A 26,193-nucleotide genomic window follows, 5' to 3' on the forward strand; every position below is an offset into this window, starting at 1 on the left:
TGGGTTTTAGAGGTCCGCGCCGATGGCGTCCTCGATGGTATCGAAGCCGTCGCGGTCGAGGAGTTCGAGGAGGTCCTGGTTGATGTCGCGGGCGATGGTGGGGCCGCGGTAGACGAGGCCGGTGTAGAGTTGGACGACGGATGCGCCGTTGCGTATCTTCTCGTAGGCGTCTTCGGCGGTGAACACGCCGCCGACGCCGACGACCGGGAGGTCGGTGCGTTCGGCGACGAATCGCACGAGTGAGGTGGAGCGTTCGCGGAGCGGTCGCCCGGAGAGACCGCCCTGTTCAAAGCGGGCGGGGCTGCGGAGGCTGTCCTCGCGTTCGGTGGTGGTGTTCGTGGCGACGATGCCGTCGAGACCGAGTTCCTCGGCGAGCGCGACGCCGTCAGCGATGGCGTCCCGGGAGAGGTCCGGGGAGAACTTCACGAGGAGCGGACTCGCGCCCGCGTCGATGAGTTCGGTGAAGATCTCTTCGAGGCGGTCGCGGTGCTGGAGGTCGCGGAGGCCGGGCGTGTTCGGGCTGGAGACGTTCACGACGAAGTAGTCGCCCGTGTCGGCGACGCGCTCGTACGTGTAGCGGTAGTCCGCGGGTGCGTCGTCGGCGGCCTTCGACTTCCCGATGTTCACGCCCACGGGCGCGCTCGGAAGCGCTTCTTCGCGGAGTCGGCGTCCGACCGCGTCCGCGCCGTCGTTGTTGAACCCCATGCGGTTCACGATGGCGTCGTCCTCGCGGAGGCGGAACATCCGCGGCCGCGGGTTGCCGTCCTGCTGGTCGGCGGTGACGCCGCCGACCTCCACGTGCCCGAACCCGAGGCCGGCGAGCGCGCGCGGGATTTCCGCGTTCTTGTCGAACCCGGCGGCGACGCCGACGGGGTTCGGGAACGTGTTGTCGAACGCGCGCACGCGTAGGCGTGACGACTCCACGGTCAACGCGTCGTCGACGGTCGAGAGAAACGGAGTTCGCTGGAGGGCGCGCAGCCCGGCGTGGACTGTGGTGTGCGCTGTTTCCGCGGGAAGGCGGAACAACAGCGGTTTAACCGCGCTGTAGAGGGACACGGTTCAGAAGTCGTGTTCGACCTCGTCCGGGTCCGCCTTCTGGATGATAATCTTGTCCTCACGCACGCGCACGAACACCTCGTCGCCGATTTTGAGGCCGGCGACGGCGAGCTCGTCCTCGTGGAGGTTCACGTGGGCGTTGTGGTACTCGCCGTCCTCGCCTTTCGCGCCACTCGGGCTGAGTTTCTTCTTGCGGACCATCGAGCTACTGTATCACCCCCTTCGCCGTAGCACGTACTTAAGCCCTTACCTCTGGTCGTCGCTCGCCGCGGTCGTCTGTCCCCGTCTTCGGTCCGTTCGCCCGCAGAACTCACCTCGTATCCGGTTGAATTTGCCGATATATTTATGAGAGGTCCTGTGTTTGGTTGGCATGGTGCAAAACCATGGCACGTGAGGACGGTAAACGGAACTTCGCACTTCGCGACACGGATGGAACAGAGACCAGCGTCTTCAGCGGGAACACGCCCCGGCAAGCAGCGCTCAAGGCAGCCCGGCGCCTTGACGATGTCGCCGACGGCGAGGACGCTGCGACCCGCCACGAGATACAGCTCCGCGAGAAGGGATCCGATAAAGTACACATCTACGAAGCGTGGGCGTGGGAGGAAGACGCGCCCGGAGACTCGCCTGACTGGATGCCGAGTCGCATCACCAAGGCGAACGTCTCTAAGCAGGGAATCGAGCACGTCGACGACATCTGACCCCCACGCGCTCGTGCGCACGAGACAGGCGGGTAGCTCCGCGTCGCGGAACCCGCGCCGTTAACACCGTCCAGTCGCGTACGTGTGTACGCGCGGGAAACACCCGACTCGACCGAACGGACGACCGAGGAATGACCCGTCGGCCTCCGCCCGCGCCATATTCTCTGACAAACCGATCCTCGAGCTCCTGCTATGCGTTGTGAGACTGTTCACCGTGTCGCCGTCTCCCGAACCGGGTGGTGGTTCGACGGCGTTAAGTGTACCCCGGCATTCGAATTGAATGCGAACGACGTGACGTGGCCCGGTCATCCGGAGCCACCGACGCACGCCCGTCCAACCTGTTCGGAATCGAATCCGGGTCGTCTTCGACGAACCTGATTCAACACCCTTAAGTGGTACTCGGACTTTCGTACGAATGCGAACGACGAGGTGGCGTAGCACTCCTACGCTACTGACGCACGCATTCGACGTCCGGGTCGGCATACACCCCGCCTCTTCCGAGGTGGGAACGATGCCCTTAAGTGGTTATCCCACTTCGGAATGAATGTGAACGACGAGGTGGCGTAGTACTCCTACGTCACTGATGTTCTACATTCAACCGGGGTTGGCCTCGGTTCGCCTTCGGCGAATCTGATTCAACGGCCTTAAGTGATACCCGAACGTTGGATGGAATGCGAACGTCGCGTGGAAGCGTCCCTCGCTTCCACGAGTCGGACCTGTGGAGTTCCGATGGGTTTATGACCCGAAACTCCCTACATTCAGGTCCGAAGGAAATGAGGATCCTACCCCTGCGGTCCGCCGTACAGATGGGATCTGATGTTAGCCCTGATGGATTGGTGATATCCGATTGGCCTCATTAGAGCCAATCATTATTGCAATGGAAGCATCATTTACTTGGTGCTCCCGCCAAGCTGGAGGCTTGACCTCCAGCAGCTGGGTTTATCCCAGCACATTCCGGTTGATCCTGCCGGAGGTCATTGCTATCGGAGTTCGATTTAGCCATGCTAGTTGTGCGAGTTCATACTCGCGGCAGATAGCTCAGTAACACGTGGCCAAGCTACCCTGTGGAGAGGAATAATCTCGGGAAACTGAGGCTAACTCCTCATAAGACTCTTCTTCTGGAAGGAGTTGAGTTGGAAACGCTACGGCGCCACAGGATGCGGCTGCGGTCGATTAGGTAGACGGTGGGGTAACGGCCCACCGTGCCTATAATCGGTACGGGTTGTGAGAGCAAGAGCCCGGAGACGGAATCTGAGACAAGATTCCGGGCCCTACGGGGCGCAGCAGGCGCGAAACCTTTACACTGCACGACAGTGCGATAAGGGAACTCCGAGTGCGAGGGCATAGAGCCCTCGCTTTTGTGAACTCTAAGGTGGTTCACGAATAAGGGCTGGGCAAGACCGGTGCCAGCCGCCGCGGTAATACCGGCAGCCCAAGTGATGACCGATATTATTGGGCCTAAAGCGTCCGTAGCTGGCCGCGCAAGTCCGTTGGGAAATCTGCTCGCTTAACGAGCAGGCGTCCAGCGGAAACTGTGTGGCTTGGGACCGGAAGACCTGAGGGGTACGTCCGGGGTAGGAGTGAAATCCTGTAATCCTGGACGGACCACCGGTGGCGAAAGCGCCTCAGGAGAACGGATCCGACAGTGAGGGACGAAAGCTAGGGTCTCGAACCGGATTAGATACCCGGGTAGTCCTAGCTGTAAACGATGCCCGCTAGGTGTGGCGCAGGCTACGAGCCTGCGCTGTGCCGTAGGGAAGCCGAGAAGCGGGCCGCCTGGGAAGTACGTCTGCAAGGATGAAACTTAAAGGAATTGGCGGGGGAGCACTACAACCGGAGGAGCCTGCGGTTTAATTGGACTCAACGCCGGACATCTCACCAGAACCGACAGCAGTGATGACGGTCAGGTTGATGACCTTACCCGAGGCTGCTGAGAGGAGGTGCATGGCCGCCGTCAGCTCGTACCGTGAGGCGTCCTGTTAAGTCAGGCAACGAGCGAGACCCGCATCCTTAATTGCCAGCAGCACGCATGTCGTGGCTGGGTACATTAGGGAGACTGCCGTGGCTAACACGGAGGAAGGAACGGGCAACGGTAGGTCAGTATGCCCCGAATGTTCTGGGCAACACGCGGGCTACAATGGTCGAGACAATGGGATGCGACACCGAAAGGTGAAGCTAATCTCCTAAACTCGATTGTAGTTCGGATTGAGGACTGAAACTCGTCCTCATGAAGCTGGATTCGGTAGTAATCGCGTGTCAGCAGCGCGCGGTGAATACGTCCCTGCTCCTTGCACACACCGCCCGTCAAAGCACCCGAGTGAGGTCCGGATGAGGCCACCATGCGGTGGTCGAATCTGGGCTTCGCAAGGGGGCTTAAGTCGTAACAAGGTAGCCGTAGGGGAATCTGCGGCTGGATCACCTCCAACGATCGAGACCAGAGCGTTGCTCTGGCTCACCTTTGGCGATTGGCTCTTCTGAGCCCAATCGGACACCTACAATCCATCAGGGCTAACGAACCTCCAGTTCGGAGGTGGGCCCATAGCTCAGTGGTAGAGTGCCTCCTTTGCAAGGAGGATGCCCTGGGTTCGAATCCCAGTGGGTCCATTACTCTCAACTCGGATGTGAACCGTGCCCCTTAAGTGGGAGACGGCGCAACGATGAGTTGAGTTCGACTGATGCACCAGCCGGCGAGAGCGAGGCTGGGAAGGGTCGATGTACGCTCCCGTGTCACCCACGGGACGTGCGATGAAGACCGTGTGTACGTGCAATCCAGGCGTCCACTGGACTCGTTCATCCTCGTGATGAGCGAAATCCAAATCCTCACCATTTCGATGGTGAGTCTCTCACCACTTTGTGGTGAGTATCAACGTGGCTACTGTGCCACTTGGTGGATGGCTCGGCTCGGAAGCCGAAGAAGGACGTGCCAAGCTGCGATAAGCCTGAGGGAGCCGCACGGAGGCTAAGAACTCAGGATTTCCTAATGGGAATCCCTTTACAATTGCTTTGCGCAATGGGGAACGTCGGGAATTGAAACATCTTAGTACCGACAGGAAGAGAAACCGGATGGGACGCCGTTAGTAACCGCCAGTGAAAGCGGCACAGTCCAAACCGAAGCCCTCACGGGCAATGAGGTGTTCGGACTGACTCTCATCGCCCGAACGTCTGTCTGAAGTCTCCTGAAATGGAGCGCGATACAGGGTGACAGCCCCGTAATACAGTCGAGTACGGCGTGCGTCAGTTCCAGAGTAGCGGGGATCGGAAATTCCTCGTGACTATGGCCGGCATCGACGGCTAAGACTAAGTACTCTCCGAGACCGATAGTGAACAAGTAGCGTGAGCGAACGCTGAAAAGCACCCTCAAACGGGGGGTGAAATAGGGCCTGAAATCAAGTGGCGATGGAGCGACGGGGCATAAAAGGCCTCTTCATGAACGACACGACCGCAAGGTCGCAGTAGGACTGAAGAGGAGCCGATGTTCCGTCGTACGTTTTGAAAAACGAGCCAGGGAGTGTGTTTGTTTGGCGAGTCTAACTGGAGTATCCAGGAAGGCATAGGGAAACCGACACGGCCGCAGTCTTACGACCAGGGCCGCCGTCTTCAAGGGCGGGGAGTCAAACGGACACGACCCGAAACCGGACGATCTATGCGAGTGCAAGGTGAAGCATGGCGAAAGCCATGTGGAGGCCTGTTAGGGTTGGTGTCTTACAATACCCTCCCGTGACATTCGTATAGGGGTGAAAGGCCCATCGAGTTCGGCAACAGCTGGTTCCAACCGAAACATGTCGAAGCATGACCTCTGCTGAGGTAGTTCGTGGGGTAGAGCGACCGATTGGGGAGTCCAACTCCGAGAGGAGTTGGCCCCCCTGTCAAACTCCGAACCTACGAACGCCGCTGACGCAGGGAATCCGGTGTGCGGGGTAAGCCTGTGCACCGTGAGGGAGACAACCCAGAGCTGGGTTAAGGTCCCAAAGTACGAACTAAGTGCGATTGAAGGTTGTTCCAAGCCCTAGACAGCCGGGAGGTGAGCTTAGAAGCAGCTACCCTCTAAGAAAAGCGTAACAGCTTACCGGCCGAGGTTTGGAGCGCCCAAAATGATCGGGGCTCAAGTTCGTCACCGAGACCTAGCAGCGCGAGTAACATCGCGATCTTGTAGGTTGGCACTCTGTTCGGGCGGAAGCATGGTCGAGAGATCGTGTGGACCGAATAGGGAAGAAAATCCTGGCCATAGTAGCAGCGTTAGTCGGGTAAGAATCCCGACGACCGAAAGAGCAAGGGTTCCTCGACAATGTTTATCAGTCGAGGGTTAGCCGGTCCTAAGTCCCGTCGCAATTCGAGCGGGACAAAAGGGAAACAGATTAATATTTCTGTGCTACCATACACTCAAAGCTGACGCCTTAGGAAACATCGAGCCGGGCTATCGCCCGGTCGAATCAAGGAAGCCCGTGGAAGCCGTAATGGCACGAAGCGAGCGAAGCTTGAGATAGGGAAACTCGATGGTACCTGGGGCCCATGAAAAGGCGAGTATGGTATCCGTACCGAGATCCGACACAGGTGCTCTGGCGGCGAAAGCCAAGGTCTGTCGGGGACAACCGACGTCAGGGAATTCGGCAAATTGGTCCCGTAAGTTCGCGATAAGGGATGCCTGCCCCGGAATGGGGCAGGTCTCAGTAACCCGGAGGCTCCGACTGTCTAATAACAACATAGGTGACCGCAAATCCGCAAGGACTCGTACGGTCACTGAATCCTGCCCAGTGCAGGTATCTGAACACCCAGTACAATGGGACGAAGGACCTGTTAACGGCGGGGGTAACTATGACCCTCTTAAGGTAGCGTAGTACCTTGCCGCTTCAGTAGCGGCTTGCATGAATGGATCAACGAGAGCCTCACTGTCCCGACGTTGGGCCCGGTGAACTGTACGTTCCAGTGCGGAGTCTGGAGACCCCCAAGGGGAAGCGAAGACCCTATAGAGCTTTACTGCAGGCTGTCGCTGGGACACGGTCGCTGATGTGCAGCATAGGTAGGAGGCGTTACACAGGTACCCGCGCTAGCGGGCCACCGAGCCATCAGTGAAATACTACCCGTCAGTGACTGTGACCCTCACTCCGGGAGGAGGACACCGGTAGCCGGGCAGTTTGACTGGGGCGGTACGCGCTCGAAAAGATATCGAGCGCGCCCTAAGTTCATCTCATCCGAGTCGGAGACTCGGAGAAGAGCGCAAGAGCATAAGATGAGCTGACAGTGTCCTACACAACGAGGGACGCTGACGCGAAAGCGTGGTCTAGCGATCTTATGAGCCCGCCCGATGCGGGCCATAAGCGACAGAAAAGCTACCTTAGGGATAACAGAGTCGTCACTCGCAAGAGCACATATCGACCGAGTGGCTTGCTACCTCGATGTCGGTTCCCTCCATCCTGCCCGTGCAGAAGCGGGCAAGGGTGAGGTTGTTCGCCTATTAAAGGAGGTCGTGAGCTGGGTTTAGACCGTCGTGAGACAGGTCGGCTGCTATCTATTGGGGGTGTTCGGTGTCTGACGAGAACGTTCGTATAGTACGAGAGGAACTACGAACGGCTGCCACTGGTGTACCGGTTGTCCGAGAGGGCATGTGCCGGGCAGCTACGCAGCACGGGGTAAGAGCTGAAAGCATCTAAGCTCGAAACCCACTTGGAAAAGAGACACCGCTGAGATCACTCGTAGAAGACGAGTTCGATAGACTCGGGATGTACGCGCCGAGGCAACGAGGCGTTCAGTCCGCGAGCACTAACAGATCGAAGCCACACATTCGTACGCTCAACACGATGTTGAGCGAGTCCAGGCGCAATTTGGATTGCACGTTACACATGGTTGACCACCGACGTTTGGCGTACCACGGTTCGATTCCGTGGGTCGGCGTTAAGGCGGCCATAGCGGCGGGGCGACTCCCGTACCCATCCCGAACACGGAAGATAAGCCCGCCTGCGTTCCGGTCAGTACTGGAGTGCGCGAGCCTCTGGGAAATTCGGTTCGCCGCCTACCATTCATACTTAGCCTCGAACAGCGATAGCGCTGTTCGGGGCTTTTTGCATTTCTGTCGAGGAGCGGTGGCGCCGGTCGGCGGTGTTCCGCAATCCCTAAATCGGCTGGCGGGTAAGTGAGGAGTGTGCCAAGGTGGCAGAGTCCGGCCTAACGCAGCGGCCTGCAGAGCCGCCCATCGCCGGTTCGAATCCGGCCCTTGGCTTTTCAGTCGTTCTTCACAATCCACGATAGAGCGCCCGCTGTAGCCGGCGCTCACCCTGGGGGTGTTCCCGCATGAGCCGGGTCGCCGCCCACTTCTACGGCTCGGTCATCGGTATCCTCCTCGCCGTCAACGCGCAGGTTCTCCTTGGGGACACAGGCACGTATCTCGCCCTCACCGTCGCGCTCGCAAGCACCGGCCTCGGCGCGTACTTCGATGGGGGTGACGGCGAATGACGCTCTCCCAAGCGCAGTGGGCGACCGTCCTCGACGACGCTACACCCCCGACCTACGGGGAGATTGTCGACGTCCTCGAGAGCAAGGACCTCATCGACGAGCCTGCAGCACGCCTCGTCGACGACGCCCTCGACGATGAGGTCCTCGTCGAGACCGACGACGGCATATTCCCCGAGCTCGCCCTCGCCGCCGACAGCGACGAGCACACGGACGAGACGGGGGCGGTCGCGAGCGCTGTCCAACCATCGGAGAGTGGCAACACTACCGCGCCCAGCCAGTTCGATAAATCGGATAGTGGTTCATACACGGATGCAGACTGGACTACCCCCGAGTCGAACGTCTGGCCGCAGGAACTCCTCGAACGCACGCAGTGGATGGGACACGCCGACAAGAAGCCCTTCGCTCCCTGGGCCGACCGGAACGCTCCCGCCCCGTGCTCGAAAGACGGCCACACGAACGCCAGCGAATGCGACTGCGACGCCCGCTGGAAATGGAGCTACACCGAGAACTACGTCGACGGCGAAACCATCGCGATAGCCGAAGACGACCACCGCCTCGACGGCCGCGCCTTCCTCCAACAGGACGACGACCCCTACGTCCACGTCGACGGCGACGACGTCCGCGACCCCGAAACCGGCGCCGTCCACCCCGCATTCACCGCCATCCTCACCCACCTCGGCGCCACGTACACCGACATCTCCACGTCCGGCGCCGGTGTCCACGCGAACTACCAGGGCGACCTCCCCGAGGGCGTGAAACAGGCGACATGGGAACTCGACACTGAACCCTGGGGCGCGAACGACGACCTCCCCGAAATCGAAATCTACCCCGGCAAGCGCGTCTGCGTGATGACCGGCCAGCACGTCCCCGGCACCCCCACCGACATCCGTCCGTGGAACGATGCCGTCCTCGAACCCCTGCTCGAAGCCACGAACAACGACACGACACCGTCGACGGACCGCGATGACTACGACCTCGCCGACTACGAACCCACGGCGTCGACGAGCGAGGAGACAACCACGGACATCCGCGACATCTTCGCCGCCCTCGACCGCCTCGACGCACGCCGCGTCGCCGAGAACACCATCGTCCACGCCTGGAACGACGACGCGAACACCACCGAAGGCAAGCGCGCGTTCGCCCCCACGTGGGGACGGAACGCGAACGGCACCGCGAACATCGTCGACGAAGACATCTGGCAAGACACCGGCGGCGGCGGATACGGCGGCCCGACCGTCATGGCTGCCATCGACCGCGGCGACATCCGTCCGAACCAGGCCACCGGTGGTGTCCGCGGACAGGACTGGTTCCGCGCCGTCGACCACCTCCGCGACCTCGGCTTCCCCATCCCCGAGCTCGTCTCCACCACGCCCGACTCCTCGCCGAGCGCCAGCTGGGGCATCGAAGAGTGCACACCCCCGATTCGGGACGCCAAACCGTTCGACCGCGAGCAACGCTGGAGCGAACTGCAGGGCGAGCGCTTCGACGACGTCCTCGACCATGACGGCATCAGCCTCTGGGGGGACGAGGCCGGCGCGGGGAAGACGACGAACGCCGGCGTCGCAGCGCTCGAACGCGACCAGAGCCACGTCATCTACTTCGACAAACACGAGAAGGCGCGCGAGTTCGTCACCGACTCCGTCATTCAGGATTTCGAGGGCGATGTCTTCCAGGACGCCGACTACTTCCACCTGAAGGGAGGGGGTCAGAAACGCCACGGCGTCTGCATGGACGCTGACCACGCCGACGAGGACTGCCCCGAGCACGGCCACCCCTCGAACTGTCCGTCCATGTGTCCCGTCTACGACCTCGACCCCGAACACGAGACCCGGCAGGCCTACGACGCGCTCGTCGCCGAAGTCGGCCCGAACAAAGCCCACCAGATTCTCGGCCTCCACGACGAGGATGACCACCAGTGGCACGGCGAAGAATGCCCCTGGCAGGCTCAGTACCAGGAAGCCGAGAACCACTCCTACATCGTCGGCGTCCACCCCTACGTCACCCAGAAGAGCGTCCGCTCCACGGGCCTGAACATCATCGACGAAACCCCTGACCTCCACTCGCGCGAAACCACCGCCAGTCCCACCGAACTTACCCGCATCGCGAACACGCTCGACCGCATTAGCGACCTCCGCCCTCGCGACGACCCCGTCACCTACACCACTGCCAGCCTCGCTCGGTTCTCGCGCGACGTCGTCGACATCATCACCGACCCCGAAAACGACCACACGCTCGCCGACCTCGAACCCCCGGAGGTCATCGCGAACGCCTACGAGACCAGCAGCGATGTCGCCGGCAGTTACGTCGAACGCGAACCACCCGAGACCGCGCTCGAACTCGCCGAAGCGCTCGCGACCGTGAAGGTCGCACACGGCGAAACCATCCTCGAACGGATGCGCGACGACACCTGGGAAGGCACCCCGATCTCCATCGACCCCCTCCTCTCCGCTGCCGTCACCGCCGGCCTCGACGAGACACCCGTCATGCAGGCCGTCGCCCTCCCACCGATGCTCGACGGCTGCCCCTGGTGTGATGCCGACGTCTACTACGACAACGGCGCCCGCGCCTGCACGGACGACGACTGCGACTGGCACGAAGAGATTCACACGCTTGTCCAGGACGACGCGGAACCAGCGCGCGCGACCACGTGGCTCGCCACCGACCCCACCGACGCGCCGACCGCCCTCCAGTACCGCGAACTCCCCCTCACCTCCGACCTCCCTAACCCCCGGGACACGCTCGTGCTCGACGCGACCGCCACCCCCGAGAAGGTCGCCGCACTCTGGAACATCCCCCGAGAGGACGTCCGCGTCACCGGGGACGACCCGCTCGAAATCCCCAGCCTCCACGCCACTCAGGTACTCGACGGCCAGTATCACGCCGGCACCATCCGGAACAGCCTCGAGGACGACAGCACGCTCGCCAACCGCATTCAGTCCGCCATCGACACCGCGGCCGACATCCACCAGACACCCCTCTTCGTCGTGAAGGGCGACCTCATCCCGGCCTTCGACTTCCCCGACCACGGCGAAGTCCTCCACTACCACGCCACCCGCGGCCTCAACCGGAACGACTGCGACGCCGTCATGTGCATCGGCGCACCCCACCCCGACGTTGAAGACCTCCAGCGGGACGCCCAGCTGCTCGCGATGGACAACGGCCCGCGCGCCGGCGGCAGCGAACACTCCACACGTCGCGACGCCCCAAACCCACCCGTCTACCGCCAACTCCACTACCAGGACGACCACGGCCAGGGACGCGCCGTCCCGACGAAACACTACACCGGCATGGTCGGCACCCTCTTCCGCGAAAGCCGGGAGAAAGAACTCGTCCAAGCCCTCCACCGTATCCGCCCACTCCTCGCGGACACCCAGAAACACGCCTACCTCCTCACGAACGTCCCCACATCACTCCCCATCGACGAACTCGCGACGTTCGAAGAACTCGCCGACCCCCTCGAAGCGATGCTCCCCGTCCCCGAAAACGCCATCACCCTCCTCACCGCCGTCCACGATGTCGTCCAGGGCGACGGCCCCGATGGCTTCCGCGCCCAGGCGCTCGTCGACATCGAGGACGGCGAGGTCTCGAACAAGGTCGACGGCTACCACCGCCTCGCCCAACTCTCCGGGCTCGATGTCTCCCGGCGCACGGTCTACAACTGGGTGTACGCTCTGGAGGACATCGGCCTTCTCCACCCCGACCGCTACGAACAGCACGCTGGGGTGTCCTACGCGGTGGATGTGGCTACTTTGAAATCGGCTCTATCAGTACTCTCCCATAACGCTGGGTTCAAAGTAGCGGCTGCGCGCCGCTTCCGCCAGATTCTCGCTGAATCCACGTCCGGACTCGACTGGCTCGCCTGGGCACGCGACGTCTTCGACCTCTCCGGAGGTGATGCACCCACCCACAACGACCGCGACCCAGGGGGCACACCCCCCTAACCGTGCCCGAACCCCGGGCGCACCGACCCCATGACAGCCCCCGTCTCCAGCCGTGGCCACGACCAACCCCATGACAGCCTCATCACTGCCGCCGAGCGCCCGTTTGGTGCGTCGCGTTCTCGAGGATGTCGACGAGCCGCTCTCGGTGCGTGAGCTCGTCGAGGAGACGGGGTTGCCGCGGCGGACGTGCTACGGCGCGGTCGACGTGCTCCTGGAGGCGGGTGAGGTTGAGGAAACGGTCGCCCCGGACGACCCCGGTGTCCGCCGGTTCGAGGTGGAGTGATGGGTGTGCGGTTTTCGCAATCAGGCGAGGATATTCATAGCGGGCGCGACGATGACACGTCAACGCGGTTGTGCTATCGCCCCCGTGTTGAGAGCGCGGGTGGCTTCCCAGCTATGTCTACGAGTAAATCACCGAGTGAGTCGGACGTCCAGACTGACGAGTGCGCCTACGCGGACTGCACGACGGAGTTCGTGGTCGGGATGGCCGTCCACGGCTCCTACTGTAGCCGGGACTGCATGCTGCGGGCGCGTGGCCAGGGGCCGCTCGCGACGCTGCGCGACGACCATCGCTGGTGTGGTACGTGCTTCGCGCGCCTGAAGGAGATTGACCCGGCGCCGGAGGACGCGCCGGAGTGCGCGACCGGCCTGCAGACGCTCACCGAGTCAGCGACGAAGGGTGAGCGCACCAGGCATCGCGACGACGTCGTCGACAGCTCGGACTGGCGGACGATCTGCACGTGCGGAAACACCGAGCACGACCACCACGAACCCGCGTTCAACAGCGACGATGTCCGGCGGCGTGCGCGGAATCTCGTCGCTGCGCTCCGCGACCTCGCGCGGGAGGAGAAACTCCCGCATCACGTGGACGGGCAGGCGGTCGTCCGGAACGTGCACGTCGACGGTGAGGTATCGTGGGCGCGCGCTATCGGCGCCGGCCTCGACGCCGTCGACACCTAACCCCGGGGCGTCCCGATCCCGATGACCCCACGTGTGGGCGAGGGCACTGTATCGACACTCGACCACCCCCTTGTGGAGTCGTTTCAGGTGGCGCGACTCCCCTCTCTGGCTTCCATGCCTTGCCGGCGAAGTACTGCCGAGCGTGCCGACTACCCGTCGGACAACGACGGCCCGGCCCGGTCGGCCTGGTGCAACCCCACGCCGGCAACCCATCCCCGTACCCCTACCGTCGCCCCCTGGTGAGGGCAGCGCGGTCATGCGCGACGACGGCCTGCAGCTATGTCGACCAGTCAGAACAGCGCTCCAGAAACTGCCACGCCGAGGACAGTCGAGTTCGACTTCGCCGGCCATCAACTCGAGGGCGAGGTTGCGGACGTCGACGTTGAAGCCGAGTTCGGTCGAGGACCTCGCGATATCTTCGTCGTGGCTCGTGGGGAGGCGACGTATCGCGTCCCCGAAGACGACGTCAGGGATGCATGAGCACGAAACACGACACCGTCCAGAAGTACTGCCCGGATACCGTTCGCGCGTCGAATCTCGCGCTCGACCAGTGGCTCCAATCGCACGCCCACATGAATCTCAGGACGTATAAGGCGCTGAAGGTCGGGTTCATCAGCGTCTCCATCATCATCCTCGCGTTCTACGCCATCGCGAACGGCGCCAGCCCCGGGCCGACGTTCTGGGTGGCGGTCGCCGGCCTCGCCGTCCTGAACGGCATTGAGGTCAGCGAACTCCTCGCCACCTACGCCGAACTCCAGAACCCAAGCCAGAACGACTCCACGGAGGATGGCCGCGATGAGTAGCGATGTCACCGGGTCCTCACCCGCCCGCATTCAGGCGTGGCTCAAGGACCTCACATTCGCCGAGGTACACGCGTTCATCTGGGGGTTCGGTCTCGTCGCGGGCGGCCTCACTCTGCACTCCACGGCGCTCCTCGCGCTCGCTGGCGGCATCCTCATCTACGCGTTCACCGGTCGGAAGGCATTGCTCCGGAAGCTCGTCAAATCCTCCGTGGACGTCCCCGACTACGTCTTCACCCAGGTGCGTCGCGAGGTGCACTACTACATCGGCGGGCTCCTCGCGGGACTCGGCGCCGGCGCACTCGCGCGAGCGTTCGGCCTCTCGATAGACATCCTCCAGTATCTCTGATGCTCGACGCGCTGCCCGGCATCGAGTACTGGGGTGCGCGACGCATCGACGACGCAATCAGTAAGGACGCAGTCGGCGGCGCGCTCCTCGGTGTTCTCCTCGGCGCACCGCTCACCCGCATCCCGACGTTCGCGGCGCAGGTCGCACGTGGCGATTACGGCTTAGTGGGTGCGCAGCTCGCGTGGCTCCTCGGCTGGCTCGTGAGCGCGTACCTGTCCCTCCTCGCAATCGCGCACTGGAAACAACTCGACGACAACTCCGAGGATACCTGACCGATGGGCTATAAGACCGAATGCGACTCGTGCGGTAGCCTCGTGGAGGAACCCGCGCTGATGGCGCAATTCAGGGAGAAGACGTGGATGACCACGCCGCTCGGCGACCACCTGCAGGCCGCCGACTACGAGCTCGGCGACACCATCACCTTCTGCAGCGATTGTACCCGGGACATCCTCAATGCCTGACGACGCGACCGCTCGCGACCAGGCGCGCGAGAAGTTCTGGAACCGCCACGGCCGGGGCTGGCGGTGTCCTGGCTGCGGCCGCTCCCGTGACGAAGTCGGCCGCGTCGACGTCCACCACCGCGACGAGAACCCCCAGAACAACGACCTCTCGAACCTCGTCGCGCTCTGCAAACACTGTCACCTCGAGGGTCAGCACGGCCGCGATGTCGACGACGACCACCTCCAGCCGCCAGCGCCACGCGGAACGAGCGAGCCGACGCCGCGAAATCTCACGCCGCCATGACTCAACAAGTCCACCCGGACGCCCCTCGCGATGACGACGGACACCCCGTCCACCCAGAGAAGGGGCACCGGATTTGTGGGCGTGCGAAGTCCGACCGAACGACTCCGTCGGAACATGGCAGGGAGCGTGACGACTACCCGTTCTGTCTCCAGCGCGCCGGCTGGGGGCTTGGTGGCGACATCACCGAAGGTGCGTGCAAGAACCACGGTGGTGGCGGCGGCGCGCCCTCTGGAGAAGCGAACGGCGCGTACAAACACGGCGCGTTCAGCGAGCAGTTCCAGCGCGATCTCTCCGACAGCGAGCAAGACGCGCTCGACAACGTCGTCGATGTCCTCGACGACCCCACCCAGACGAGCGCGTTCGTCCGGGAGACCATCGGCGAACTCATCCTCAAGTACAAACGTAGCGGTGACCCTCGATTCGTCCGCGAAGCCCGGCAGTGGGCGAGCGAGTTCGGCGCTATCGATGTCGCGCCCGAGCAGGTCGAGATGGCCGTCGACCACGGGCTCACGCCTGAGGAGAAGGAACAGCTCGAGGCCATCGGCGCTCGCGACCCCCAGTAAGAGATGTCCGCGACACTCATCGATCTCGCGGAGCGGAAACCCCTCGCGCATCCGGCGGTCGCGTCCGTCCGGCTGTTCGACTACTCGATAGCGCCGGGGGACCACCTCCTCGAGTTCTACGACGCACTCTGGAAGGCCGTCGACGAGGACTTCCCCCACGCGCCGACGCGGGTCGCCCGACTCCTCCCCAGGGGCCACGGGAAGACTGAGAGCGGTGGCGTCGTGTTCCCGGCATGGTTGCTGCTCCGGCACCCCGAGGTGCGGGTGGCGGTCCTCTCGAAGACGCGTGGGCTCGCCGCGGAGCGCACGGAGAAGGTCGTCGATGTCGTCGAGACGTTCGCCCCGGAGTTCGGCGTGGAGATCGCGGAGTCCTCGCGCACCCAGTTGACGACGGGCGCGAACGACCACAAGGAGGCGAGCATCGCCCCGTACGGCCTCGAAAGCCAGCTCACGGGGAAGCACTTCGACATCATCATCTTCGACGACGTGGCGGACTGGGAGAACCAGCGGACGGCCACCCAAAGGCGGAACGTCCGGTCGTACTTCGCGGACTACGTCGACAACCTCCCCTCGAACGACTCGGTTCTCCCGAATGGCCCCGTGCAGGTGGTCATCGGGACGCGGAAGCACGAGGAGGACATCTACGCGACGAACATCCTCGGAGACAAGCGCTGGGACACCCGCGTCTACAAGGCCATCGCCGAGGAGGACTGGCCGCTCGTCGAGCAACGCGCCTGGAAGATTCGCGGGCAGGACGGCGAGGTCTACGACGACGTCTCCGAGCTCCCGGACGACGTCTCCATCGCCAACCAGGGCGTCATCCCCGAGGCCGACATCGACGTCCTCTGGCCGGACCTCCAGCCCCCCGAGGCACTGCTGTACGACATCGTCACCGGCGACGACTCCTCGGTCATCTGGCGGCGTGAGAACCAGCAGGACCCCAGCGCGCTCGCCGGCGAGGTCTTCTCGAGCGACTGGCTCACGTACGTCGACGACCTCCCGAACCCCGCGAGTTCGTACCGCTGGGTGGGCGGCATGGACATCGGCGTCGTCGAGGACGTCCAAGCGGCCGCGCAAGCGGACTCGGACTTCTCGGCGGTCGCGGTCATCGCGACGGACCCGTCCTCAAGCCGGGGGTATGTCGTGCATCTCACCCGGGAGCGTGGCCTCTCGACGAAGGGGAACGCCGACTGGGCGGCCAGCGAGTTCCGGGACGTCGCCGGCGAGTTCGGCATCGAGTACGGGGAGATCCTCGTCGAGACCAACAAGGCGCCGGGCGTCGCCCAGCGCCTCCGCGACAACACCAGCCTCCCCGCACGGGGCGTCGAGTCCACGTCCTCGAAGGAGGGCCGTATCCACGACCTCTCCGCGGAGTTCGAGTCCAGCGACCTCCGCATCCTCGGCGCCCCGAGCGAAGAGCGGTGGCGCGACTGGGAGGTCAAGGAGTGGCTGCGCTTCCCGAACGCCGCCCACGACGACCGCCTGGACGCCATCGAACTCGCGAACCGCGCGACCCAGGGCGGCGAAGTGAAGCAGGTCGGCTCGATGCGCGATCTCCTCTAACCCAGTTCCTAAGCCATGCCTCCGGATGATACCCTTCGACACGACAGAGAGGACGGTAGCAGCGTCCTCGTCGCACCGTTCAACGACAAGCAGGCCGCGGAGTCCATCGCCCAGCAGCTCCGGAACGCCGCCGGGACGCCGTCACCGTCCTCCTCATATTCGAAGAAGGGCGGCGGCCCCGTCCCGCGCACGACCACTCGCCGGGCGAAGTTCGGCATCCAACTGCTCCGCACCATCGGCCTCCAGTCGCACGAAATCGGGAACGACGTCCGGAAGCGCCGCGACGAGCTCTACCGGAACGACTTCCCCGTCCTCGAACCGCGGTTCACCGCGAAATGCGAGGACTGCGGCACCGAACTTCAGGAGTCCCCCGACGAGTGCCCGTCCTGCGGCAGCGGAGACCTCCGCAGGCCAGACCCCGAGGAGCGCCGGGCAGCCGAGGAGCTCTTCGAGTCCGTCAACCGAGAGGGCCAGTCGCTCCGGGAACTCGCGAAGTACTGCGAGCCCGACCAGTGGCTCGCCGGCGTCTCCTGCATCGTCGTCCAGTACGAGTACCACGTCGCCCAAAACTCCGCGTTCTACCAGGATGGCGAGGTCATCGCGCAGGAACCCCAGGAACTCGTCTACGGCGACCCCGCCAGCATCAAACCAGTCGTCGACGACGAGGGACGCGTCGGCGGCCACTGGTACACCTGCCCCCTCCACCGCGCGAACCCCAGCGGGAAGCCGGGCCACTGCTCGGACTGCGGCGCCGAACTCCGGGACGTCTACTTCGTCGACAAGTCGAAGGACGACCCGGCGTACTACTTCCGCGACGAGGTCGTCACCTGGGCGTACCCGCAGCCCGAACTGAACGGCCTTGACGGGCTCGCGCCGACGGCCGGCGTGATGCTCCGGCAGGTCGTCATCGAGATGATGGTGCGGTACGGTGCCGCGTTCTACGACCAGAACTCGGACCGTCTCCCGAACCAGTTCATGGTCCTCCACACGACGAACCCGGACCACTGGGAGGAGCAACTCAACCGCATCCGCAGCGAGGACGACGCGTACGACTCACCCATCCTCTCGAACGAGTACAGCCCCCAAGACTCCTCGGTGCCGGAGATCCAGGTGGTCGACGCGATGCCCGACGAGATGCTCGGACAGTCCCGAGACGTCAAGAAGGACTACAAGGAGGACATCCGGCAGGCGACGGGCGTGTCGAACGTCCACGACTCCGACCTGAAGGACGCCGGCGGCCTCAACAACGAGGGCCTCCAGCTCGAGGTCACGGACCGCAGCATCGCGAGCCAGCAGAAGGACTACCGCGAAGGCTGGCTCGACACCTTGTGTAAGCGCCTCGGCATCACCGACTGGCAGGTGGCGTTCATCCCCGCTCGCGAGGACGAACGCGACCCGCTCGAACAGCAACGCGAGGTCCGCGCCGGCCAGCTCGCCGCCGAGTCCGGACTCGACGCCCGCTGGGAGGACGGCGAACTCGTCATCGAGGACGGCGACTTCGAGGCGCCCGAACGCGACACACCGAAGACAGAGAGCGACGTCTCGGCAGCGACCACGCCCCAGCCCGGCCGTCCGGGCGTGGACGACGTCGAGTCCGCAGCGAGCACGCTCGGAGACGTCTTCGAGCACGTCGTCTGGGCTGACGGCGACGACGTCGAGCAGGCGGCCCAGCCGTTCTGGAGTCGTGACGAGGACGTCCCCGAAAACGTCAAGCGCCACATCCGGACCGCCATCGCACGGACGGACCTGACGATGGCCGACGACATCTCCGCGAGCAGCCTCCAGCCGTTCTTCCGAGAGAAGCTCCTGCAGCGCCAGGGCTGGAGCCTCCAGTCACTCACCCGTGACCTCGTGGACCGCGAGGACCTCGAGACGGACTACGCGCAGAGCGTCGTCCGGTCGGGTGTCGCCCGCATCCTCAACCAGGCGAAGTACCAGGCGTACGCCGAACTCGAGGGCGGCAGCGACGAGGAAATCCTCTACTACTGGCGGGGACCGGAGGACGACTCGACGAGCCAGGGCTGCCACCAGTTGAAGGAGGCGACGAACCCCGACTACGGCGGCACACCGCGGCCGCTCGGAGAGTTCCGGAGCCTCCAGCGCGACATCCACGACGAGCACTTCGCCGGCCTCGAGTTCGACGACGCGGCGCTGCATCCGAACGAGCGCCACACCATCGAGGCCATCCCGGCGAGCGCGCTCTAACCGGCGGCCAACCAGCGGCTTCCACACCCATGACGTACCTACACGACCACACAGACGACGCGGACCTCAGTAGCACCGGCACGCTCCTCGAACTCAAGACCGAGGAGGCGACGACCGTCACCGCCATCGTCGAGGCGTCCGTCGCGAGCTCGTTCGCCATCGATGTCGACCTCGGCAACGGCTGGCGGACCGGCTTCAGAACCTACGACAGCACCGACGCCGTCGCGGACACCATCTCCGTCGCCGCGCGCCGCGTGCGCATTCGGAACACCGCCGGGCAGACGGCCGGCGACACGGCGACGGTCGACCTGGGGGCGGCCTGACCATGCCCGAGGAGTTCGACGTTGACGTCTTCCGCGTCCTCGCGGACCCCGACGACGACATGGACTACGACGGCCGCCTCCTCGGCGTGGGCGTCGACATGCCCGAGTCCGACGTGTACGTCGACTGGCGCCGCGAGGCGTTCCCCGACGCGCTCGAGGACCCCCACGTCTCCGTCTACGGGAGCGTGGAGGATCTCCAGAAGGCGACGGGCAACGAGGTTGAGTACATCGATAGCGAGGCGGTCGCCACCGAGGACCTCGTCGCCGCGAGCCAGCAGGCTGACCCGATGACGAACGGCCACGATCTCGACCCCGGAACGGGCAAGGGCACGTGCGCGTCGACGGGAAAAACCATCCATGCCGAGACGATGGGCGACCTCGCCGAGGACTGCCCGCACTGCGGGGACCCGCTCTCCGTGTTCGGCGAGGAGACCAACGAGGAAGCCAGTGTCGACGAAGTGCCAGCGACGGAGTCCGACTGGAGCGTCCGCGAGCTCGACGCCATCGCCACCGAGATGGACGTCCTCTCGCGCGCCGAACCCGAGCCCGGGCGCGTCATCTGGCGGTCCGCCGACCAAGCGGTCGCGTACTTCGCTGACATCCCCGCGAAGTACACCGAAGCCATCGGCCGCGAGGCGTTCGTCCCTCCGGAAGCCGCGGCGGACATCGCCCAGGCGGCACTCGACGACCTCGACGGCGACGACGCCAGTGAGCCCGCCCGGCGCGCGCGCCAACTCGTCGCGGCGCACGCCGACGACCGTCCACTCCCGCCGGAGTACGTCGTGGAGATACAGGCGTTCCACGCCGACGCCGGCGACGACGTCACCACGGAGGCGTGGGGCGGCGATGCGGCCGCCGAGTGGACGTCCGGTCTCGTTGAGGCGATGGAGACCGTCGACGATGCGACGGCCCAGGAGGCGGACGACGCGGACGCCGTCGCGGCGGACGGTCCCGCGGCGCCGGTCGCGCAGGCCGCGGTCGCAGCGTCGGCCGGCCCCGGGACGACGCTGGACGCCATCACGAAGGCGGGGAGCAACGAACTCGACGTCGAGTCGCTCCCCGCGGAGTACCAGCAGGCGCTCGAGGCCGAGGACTTCCTCGTGTACGGGAAGGCCAGTATCGAGCAGTACGACCGCACGGACGACCCCATCAAGATCGAGATGGAGGCCCTCGAGGACGCGCTCGACCGCTTCTTCAAGTCCGAGAACGCGCCGGGCATCATCAGTCTGTACCACGACGACATCCCCGTCGGCGTCCCCGTCAAGCAGCACGAGCTCGACGAGGCGGCGTCCATCCAACTGGAGTCCCCCGACGGGGAGCCGGAGGTCTACGAGTTCGACGCCGGCGACGTCCTGACGACGCACGTCGAGGATGGCGACGGCGACGGCCGCCCGGAACTGTGGCTGCTGTCGAACCTCGCGAACGACTCCGAGGTGGCGAAGCAGACGCGGCTCCGCGCCCTCGAGGGCGACCTCAACGGCTACTCGGTGACCATCCACCGGAACCGCGACGAGGAGACCGAGACTGGCCGCCTCGTGAAGAAGTGCGACCTGCACGCGGTCACGCTCGGCGAGGGCGAGATCGTGAAGAACGCCGGGTCGACGTTCGGCGTCGCGGAGTACCAAGCGTTCACGCACACCCAGTAGGATAGCGCAGTTCGAGTATCGGCCTGGCCGGTGACGTTGGGTGGCCGTCCAGGCAACTTGAGCCGGCGCCGATGACGCCCCCATAAGCGGCAGAGGCGCTGGCTAACGCACCCACGACTTCTCTCCGACCATGAGCAACAACGACCCTGACAAGACGCTCCGCGAGCGCATCCGCTCCCAGCTTAGTCTCCAGAGTGGCGACGAGGCTGAGGACTCGGATGCAGAGACGGAGCAGGAAGCGGACAGTGAGGAAACCAACCCCGACGACGACACGGAGCAGGAAGCCGACGGCGTCGAAGACGAGGACGACGAGACGGAACAGGAAGCCGGCGACGTCGTCGATCTTCTCGTCGCGAACACCGACATGAACGAGGAGGAGGCCCTGGCGTTCGCCGAGGCCCTCGGCGCCACCGGTGGCGCCGGCGACGACGAGGACGACGACGGCGGCGACACTGCCGACGCGGAGGGCGAACTCTCTGCCGAAGCGGAAGCCGATGTCGCCGACGCGGCCGCGGAGGCCGCCACCGAGGCGGTCGACCAGGAGCTCGAGGAGCGCCTCGACGGCGTCGTGACCGAGGAGGACCTCCAGGACTCCCTGGAGTCCTTCGCGGAGACGGTCGGCGAGGAAGTGAACTCCACCGTCGAGCAGGCGTTGACTGGCGACACCCCCGCGCCGGGCAACGACGGCGGCACGGACATCGACAAGGAAGAGATCCTCGGCTCGGTCGCCGGCAGCAACGGGGGCGAGTAAACCATGAGCGCCAACAGTCAGCACTTCATCTCCGGGTTCGGTCCGCGGGAGCTCCTTGAACAGCAGGGGATGCTCGACCGCGCCATCGAAGCCCTCTCGGCAGTCGAACAGCAGGCCAGCTACACCACGAACGACGCCGCGCTCGTCAACGACCTCTTCGGCGCCGCGCTGTACGTCCAGTCCAACCTCGAGGCGAACGGCTACGGCGTCCTCCCGAAGGTCGACCGCAGCGGCGCGAACATCGAGGCGAACCAGCCGCTGCCGCTGACGTTCCGCGCCGCCCACAGCCCGCCCGCCCTCCAGTCCACTGGCGAGGGCGCGGCGCTGCCGGACGGCCGGAAGTACAGCACCGAGGAAGTCTCCGCGGACGTCAAGACCAGCGAAGCGACGATTGAGCAGTCCCACCTCCAGCAGGTCCAGGCCGACATCCTCGACGGCGTCCCGTGGGACGAACTCACCCGCGTCGACGAGCTCTTCCAGGAGCTCGCCATCGACCGCGACGGCGTCATGGCCGCGGTCTCCGCGAACAACTCCGGGTACGCCTCCCGGACGAAGATCACGGAACTCGACCGCATCATCGCGAGCGGCGGTGAGGAGACGAACGCCCAGGACACGTCCGACACCGCGTACTCGGACGGCGACCTCGACATCTACGACATCGACCGCTCGGCGGCCTCGTGGGCGGACGCCTTCGTCGACTACACGAGCGACGGCTCCGTCCGCCAGCTCACTGAGAGCCTGATGGACGCGTTCCTCGCGTCGTTCTTCGACTACGGCTCCGCCAGCCGCGAGAACGTCGTCATCCTCACCGGCCGCAACACCGCGCGCGTCCTCTCCGAACTGCAGTCGGACTCCACGGACGGCGTGCAGGCCGTCGTAAACTACGACGCCGACGATGTCGGCCGCGACCAGATCGAGGACGCCCAGACGGTCATGGGCGTGCCGACGATGACGAACAGCCGACACTACAAGGGCATCCCCATCGTCCCCAGTCAGCACGCGCCGGCCGACGGCCTCGAGCGTATCTACGTCATCCCGACGGACACCACGTCCGTCGGCGGGGCGGAGGTGCCGCGCATCGGCGTCGAAGAGGTCGCGACGCCGCACTACGAGGAGCTCACCGGGGACAACCCCGAGAACGCGCCCTACCTCAGCCAGGGCAAGAAGAAGAACGCGGCGTACTACCTCCAGAGCCACGAAGTCGTCTGCCGCGACTTCTCCGCGACCGGCAAGCTCCGCGACATCGAGGAGTAACCCGACTGCATGACGACGTTCATCATCATCACCACCACCGGCTTCCTCACCGCTGAGGGCAACCACTGGACGCGGTCCGTGGATGGCGAGGACGTCTACGTCTACCCCGATAGCGACGCTGCGGACCCTGTCGCCGAGGTGGACGCAGACGAGTTCATCACCATCTTCGACCGCGACGCCGGCGAGTTCGTCTACGACACCGACGGCGACGACGCCGACATCCAGGCTCTCCTCGGAGAACTCCAGAAGAGCGCAGCGACCAGCGAGTAACCACGACCACTACCACGACCATGTTCCATCACGAAGACTTCACGCTCGAACTCGAACAGGAGGACCGCGCCGAAACCGCCATCATCGGACTCCGGTACACTGGCAACAAGTCCAGTGTCGCCCCGCGGCAGCCGCGCCGCGAGGGCGGCTGGCCGGGCCGCCAGACGTTCCAGGGCGGCAAGCCCACGGACACCGACGAGAACGGGAAGGTCACCGCGCGGGAGCCCGGTCCTATCCAGATCGGCATCAACCCCGACTGGATAGACCGCGACACCGTCGAGGGCGGCACGCTCGCCGGCCTTGAGGCGCTCCCGGACTTCGAGGTCATCTACGACGACGAACTACTCGCCGAGGCGATGCTCAAGGCGAACTTCCTTCCGCCCACCGTGTTCGGGAGTCCACCCGACCAGACCGGCGGCGAACGCATCACCCCAGTCTACGAGGTCCGGGAGGCGGTGTTCGACCAGCTCGGACTCAACGACATCGGCAGTGGGCCTGGTAGCCACGAGGAGTACCGCAGCCAGCTCGCAGAGGTCGCCGGCGTCGACGCCACCACGGACGAGGTGCCGGCGGACAAGCAGCGCGAGCAGCAGTACATCGAGAACCACTCGCGCGCCGCCCTGAAGGACGCCGCGGAGGTCCTCCGTGAGGACACCGACGACATCGCGCTGAACGTCGGGAAGCAGGAGTTCGCGGAGTGGCTCGCCACCCAGCCCGCGGGCGACGTCCGCGACGCACTCGCTGGCGAGTACGAGACGGACGACAGCGACGAGGAGTAACAGATGCCTAAGTTCGTCCACGACCAGCCCTGTTGCTGGACGCCAGAACCGGGAAGTAAAGACCAGTGCCGGGACACTCCAACCGCGTACATCGGAGACATCTACTACGCCTGCGAGGAACACTTCGAGGAGTTCCAGGAGTGGCTGGAGAGTGAGGACGTTGACGCGGACTGGAGTGTTGAGGACTACATCGATGACCTCAAGATGCAAGTCGAGGCCCTTGAGACGGACCTCGACGACAACCACCCCGAAAGCGGTCCGAACTACGCGTACGCCCTCGGGGATCTCCGGTCCATCCGGGAGGACGTCGACGCGCTCCTCGAGAAGGTGTCGGTCACAGTTCGTGTCCGCCCGGATTACGGAAAGCCCGACGTAGCCAGTGACGGTCGCGAGGTTCGCGTCCCGAAGGACGTCACGACCGTCAGTGAACTCAACTCGGTACTGGGTCTGAAGGCCGGGCATGAACTTCACCGCATCATCCGCGAAGCCGGTGAGGCAGAACCGCTCGGGGATGCGGAGGACCCAGTCGTGCTCAGTGAGGGAGACGAGTTCACCATCGTCGAGACTACGGAGGCGTAACCGATGGCGAACACGGATAGCGAGTCGAAGACGAATACCGACGTGTACCACGAGCGGAACCTGCTCGCGGTCGCGTTCCTCCGCGCCCTCACTGATGTCGATGCGGACGCCGTGGGGTGGTGGCCGGACACCGACGACGTCAACGGCGAGGAGTGGGCGGTCGTCTGGGTCGACCTCGACGGCGTCGGGCAAGTCGGCTGGCACATCCCCCAGGGGATGGTGCCGGACTGGCTCCCCAAGCGGGACCCCGAGTACGACGGCTACACAACCAGCGAGAAGAACGACCGCGTCGCGCAGTTCGCGGGCATCCCGGAGGTAACTCAGTAACCGATGCCTGTCCCCTACGCGCATCCGGTGGACGTCCTGCGGCGGTTCGACGGCAACCTCTCCCTTGACGAGGTCACGTCCGATAACCCGTTCGGCGCTCCCGATGTCGAGACGATCTGGGCGCGTATCCGCGCCGTCAGTCAGGACTGGGACTCGAAGACCGGAACGCCACTCCGCGAGGTCCGTTCGGGGAGCCCTGGCGCCCCCCGGACCTACGAACACCACGACGCCGACCGAACTGATGGCTTCCCGCTGCGAGTCGAGCTCGACGGCGACGACATCGTCCCCCTCGACCCTGAGGAGGGTGACGTCCTCGAGATTCGGACGGGCCGCGACACCTGGGAGAACATCACCGACCAGGAAGGCGACGACTGGGTGCTACTCCACGAGTCGGGCGACCTGAAACTCTTCCAGCTCCTCGTCCATCGCGTCTGGTGGGAAGCCCCTGACGAGCGCTACCTCCGGGCGTGCTACCGGTACGGCGCGCTCGGCGGTGACCGCGAGCGCGGCGGCCAAACGACACTTTCGAGCAACGCCACCACGGACGCGTCGACGCTCTCCGTTACGGATGCGTCGCGGCTGCCCGCGGATGGCGGCGTTGTCTACGTCGTCGATCCTGCGGCGACTGACGCGACCGCTGGCGAGTACGTCCGCGTGACCGACGTCGACGTCGAGGCGGACGAACTCACTGTCGTGCGTGGCCAGGAGCGGACGGACGCAGCCAGCCACGACCAGGGTGCGTTCGTGCACTACTGTCCGAAGGATGTCCGTGACGCGGTCGCGGCGAAGACCGCCGAGCAGCTCGTCGAGTACGACACCAGCCTCGAACAGGTTGACGGTGAGAACGCGAGCGTCACCGCGCAGTCGAAGGTCGATAGTTGGAGCGAGGAGTACCAGAACAAGCTGGCGGAGTACTCGAGCGTCCGGAGGATGTAACC

Annotated in this window: 25 protein-coding genes, 2 tRNA genes and 3 rRNA genes; 28 read left to right on the forward strand and 2 right to left on the reverse strand. The window is 64.6% G+C overall.

The annotated features are described in order from the left end of the window. Nucleotides 1-6 precede the first annotated feature (6 nt). Both U3A55_RS11755 and U3A55_RS11760 read right to left on the reverse strand, forming a co-directional pair. Entirely contained in the window at nt 7-1,056 is a 1,050-nt protein-coding gene (locus tag U3A55_RS11755) for a quinone-dependent dihydroorotate dehydrogenase (RefSeq protein WP_330991695.1), read from the reverse strand. 3 nt (nt 1,057-1,059) lie between these two features. Next, entirely contained in the window at nt 1,060-1,257 is a 198-nt protein-coding gene (locus U3A55_RS11760; protein ID WP_330991696.1) for an AbrB/MazE/SpoVT family DNA-binding domain-containing protein, read from the reverse strand. 182 nt (nt 1,258-1,439) lie between these two features. Here U3A55_RS11760 and U3A55_RS11765 point away from each other — a divergent pair, with 182 nt between their 5' ends. From U3A55_RS11765 to U3A55_RS11900, 28 genes are all read left to right on the forward strand, one after another. Next, the gene (locus U3A55_RS11765; RefSeq protein ID WP_330991697.1) at nt 1,440-1,754 is read left to right on the forward strand and encodes a non-histone chromosomal MC1 family protein; all 315 of its coding nucleotides are present in this window, start codon (nt 1,440-1,442) and stop codon (nt 1,752-1,754) included. Between the two features lie 951 nt (nt 1,755-2,705). After that, nucleotides 2,706-4,178: ribosomal RNA gene (locus U3A55_RS11770) — 16S ribosomal RNA — on the forward strand. Between the two features lie 108 nt (nt 4,179-4,286). Beyond that, a tRNA-Ala gene (locus U3A55_RS11775) sits at nt 4,287-4,358 on the forward strand. Between the two features lie 259 nt (nt 4,359-4,617). Beyond that, nucleotides 4,618-7,534, forward strand: a 23S ribosomal RNA gene (locus tag U3A55_RS11780). A 110-nt stretch (nt 7,535-7,644) separates the two neighbouring features. Next, nucleotides 7,645-7,766: ribosomal RNA gene (gene rrf / locus U3A55_RS11785) — 5S ribosomal RNA — on the forward strand. The 16S, 23S and 5S rRNA genes sit together here with 2 tRNA genes alongside, the layout of an rRNA operon. A 126-nt stretch (nt 7,767-7,892) precedes the next feature. Further along, a tRNA-Cys gene (locus U3A55_RS11790) sits at nt 7,893-7,968 on the forward strand. Between the two features lie 71 nt (nt 7,969-8,039). Beyond that, entirely contained in the window at nt 8,040-8,201 is a 162-nt protein-coding gene (locus U3A55_RS11795) for a hypothetical protein (RefSeq protein WP_330991698.1), read from the forward strand. After that, nucleotides 8,198-12,142: a hypothetical protein gene (locus tag U3A55_RS11800; RefSeq protein ID WP_330991699.1), complete on the forward strand. Its 3,945-nt coding sequence runs from the start codon at nt 8,198-8,200 to the stop codon at nt 12,140-12,142. The genes U3A55_RS11795 and U3A55_RS11800 overlap by 4 nt, the downstream gene beginning before the upstream one ends. A 106-nt stretch (nt 12,143-12,248) precedes the next feature. Beyond that, nucleotides 12,249-12,425: a helix-turn-helix domain-containing protein gene (locus U3A55_RS11805; protein ID WP_330991700.1), complete on the forward strand. Its 177-nt coding sequence runs from the start codon at nt 12,249-12,251 to the stop codon at nt 12,423-12,425. A 113-nt stretch (nt 12,426-12,538) separates the two neighbouring features. After that, the gene (locus U3A55_RS11810) at nt 12,539-13,102 is read left to right on the forward strand and encodes a hypothetical protein (protein WP_330991701.1); all 564 of its coding nucleotides are present in this window, start codon (nt 12,539-12,541) and stop codon (nt 13,100-13,102) included. 279 nt (nt 13,103-13,381) lie between these two features. Beyond that, entirely contained in the window at nt 13,382-13,582 is a 201-nt protein-coding gene (locus U3A55_RS11815; protein WP_330991702.1) for a hypothetical protein, read from the forward strand. After that, nucleotides 13,579-13,905, forward strand: a complete 327-nt coding sequence (locus U3A55_RS11820) for a hypothetical protein (RefSeq protein ID WP_330991703.1) — start codon at nt 13,579-13,581, stop codon at nt 13,903-13,905. The genes U3A55_RS11815 and U3A55_RS11820 overlap by 4 nt, the downstream gene beginning before the upstream one ends. Beyond that, nucleotides 13,898-14,251 (forward strand): hypothetical protein, encoded by a 354-nt coding sequence (locus tag U3A55_RS11825; RefSeq protein WP_330991704.1) that lies wholly within the window; start codon nt 13,898-13,900, stop codon nt 14,249-14,251. The genes U3A55_RS11820 and U3A55_RS11825 overlap by 8 nt, the downstream gene beginning before the upstream one ends. Continuing rightward, on the forward strand, nt 14,251-14,523 hold the full coding sequence (locus U3A55_RS11830; RefSeq protein ID WP_330991705.1) for a hypothetical protein: 273 nt from the start codon (nt 14,251-14,253) through the stop codon (nt 14,521-14,523). The genes U3A55_RS11825 and U3A55_RS11830 overlap by 1 nt, the downstream gene beginning before the upstream one ends. 60 nt (nt 14,524-14,583) lie before the next feature. After that, nucleotides 14,584-14,712 carry a hypothetical protein gene (locus U3A55_RS11835; RefSeq protein ID WP_330991706.1) on the forward strand — a complete coding sequence of 43 codons (129 nt, stop codon included), beginning with the start codon at nt 14,584-14,586 and terminating at the stop codon, nt 14,710-14,712. After that, nucleotides 14,705-14,995: an HNH endonuclease signature motif containing protein gene (locus U3A55_RS11840; RefSeq protein WP_330991707.1), complete on the forward strand. Its 291-nt coding sequence runs from the start codon at nt 14,705-14,707 to the stop codon at nt 14,993-14,995. Before U3A55_RS11835 ends, U3A55_RS11840 begins: the two co-directional genes overlap by 8 nt. After that, the gene (locus tag U3A55_RS11845; protein ID WP_330991708.1) at nt 14,992-15,558 is read left to right on the forward strand and encodes a hypothetical protein; all 567 of its coding nucleotides are present in this window, start codon (nt 14,992-14,994) and stop codon (nt 15,556-15,558) included. The genes U3A55_RS11840 and U3A55_RS11845 overlap by 4 nt, the downstream gene beginning before the upstream one ends. A 3-nt stretch (nt 15,559-15,561) precedes the next feature. Next, nucleotides 15,562-17,121: a terminase large subunit domain-containing protein gene (locus U3A55_RS11850; protein ID WP_330991709.1), complete on the forward strand. Its 1,560-nt coding sequence runs from the start codon at nt 15,562-15,564 to the stop codon at nt 17,119-17,121. Nucleotides 17,122-17,136: 15 nt separating this feature from the next. Then, nucleotides 17,137-19,326, forward strand: a complete 2,190-nt coding sequence (locus U3A55_RS11855; RefSeq protein WP_330991710.1) for a hypothetical protein — start codon at nt 17,137-17,139, stop codon at nt 19,324-19,326. A gap of 29 nt (nt 19,327-19,355) precedes the next feature. Beyond that, nucleotides 19,356-19,649 (forward strand): hypothetical protein, encoded by a 294-nt coding sequence (locus U3A55_RS11860; protein ID WP_330991711.1) that lies wholly within the window; start codon nt 19,356-19,358, stop codon nt 19,647-19,649. A 2-nt stretch (nt 19,650-19,651) separates the two neighbouring features. Next, nucleotides 19,652-21,295 carry a hypothetical protein gene (locus U3A55_RS11865; protein WP_330991712.1) on the forward strand — a complete coding sequence of 548 codons (1,644 nt, stop codon included), beginning with the start codon at nt 19,652-19,654 and terminating at the stop codon, nt 21,293-21,295. 130 nt (nt 21,296-21,425) lie between these two features. Beyond that, complete coding sequence (locus U3A55_RS11870; protein ID WP_330991713.1) at nt 21,426-22,046, forward strand: hypothetical protein; 621 nt, start codon at nt 21,426-21,428, stop codon at nt 22,044-22,046. A 3-nt stretch (nt 22,047-22,049) separates the two neighbouring features. Beyond that, on the forward strand, nt 22,050-23,300 hold the full coding sequence (locus tag U3A55_RS11875) for a hypothetical protein (protein ID WP_330991714.1): 1,251 nt from the start codon (nt 22,050-22,052) through the stop codon (nt 23,298-23,300). 9 nt (nt 23,301-23,309) lie between these two features. Next, entirely contained in the window at nt 23,310-23,570 is a 261-nt protein-coding gene (locus tag U3A55_RS11880; protein ID WP_330991715.1) for a hypothetical protein, read from the forward strand. A gap of 20 nt (nt 23,571-23,590) precedes the next feature. After that, nucleotides 23,591-24,349 carry a hypothetical protein gene (locus U3A55_RS11885; RefSeq protein ID WP_330991716.1) on the forward strand — a complete coding sequence of 253 codons (759 nt, stop codon included), beginning with the start codon at nt 23,591-23,593 and terminating at the stop codon, nt 24,347-24,349. Between the two features lie 3 nt (nt 24,350-24,352). Next, complete coding sequence (locus U3A55_RS11890) at nt 24,353-24,928, forward strand: hypothetical protein (protein WP_330991717.1); 576 nt, start codon at nt 24,353-24,355, stop codon at nt 24,926-24,928. A 3-nt stretch (nt 24,929-24,931) separates the two neighbouring features. Beyond that, a complete protein-coding gene (locus tag U3A55_RS11895; protein WP_330991718.1) occupies nt 24,932-25,255 on the forward strand; it encodes a hypothetical protein in 324 nt (107 codons plus the stop codon). A gap of 3 nt (nt 25,256-25,258) precedes the next feature. Continuing rightward, on the forward strand, nt 25,259-26,191 hold the full coding sequence (locus tag U3A55_RS11900) for a hypothetical protein (protein ID WP_330991719.1): 933 nt from the start codon (nt 25,259-25,261) through the stop codon (nt 26,189-26,191). Nucleotides 26,192-26,193 lie beyond the last annotated feature (2 nt).

The sequence above is a fragment of the Salarchaeum sp. III genome (genome assembly GCF_036418315.1).
Classification (GTDB): Archaea; Halobacteriota; Halobacteria; order Halobacteriales; family Halobacteriaceae; genus Salarchaeum.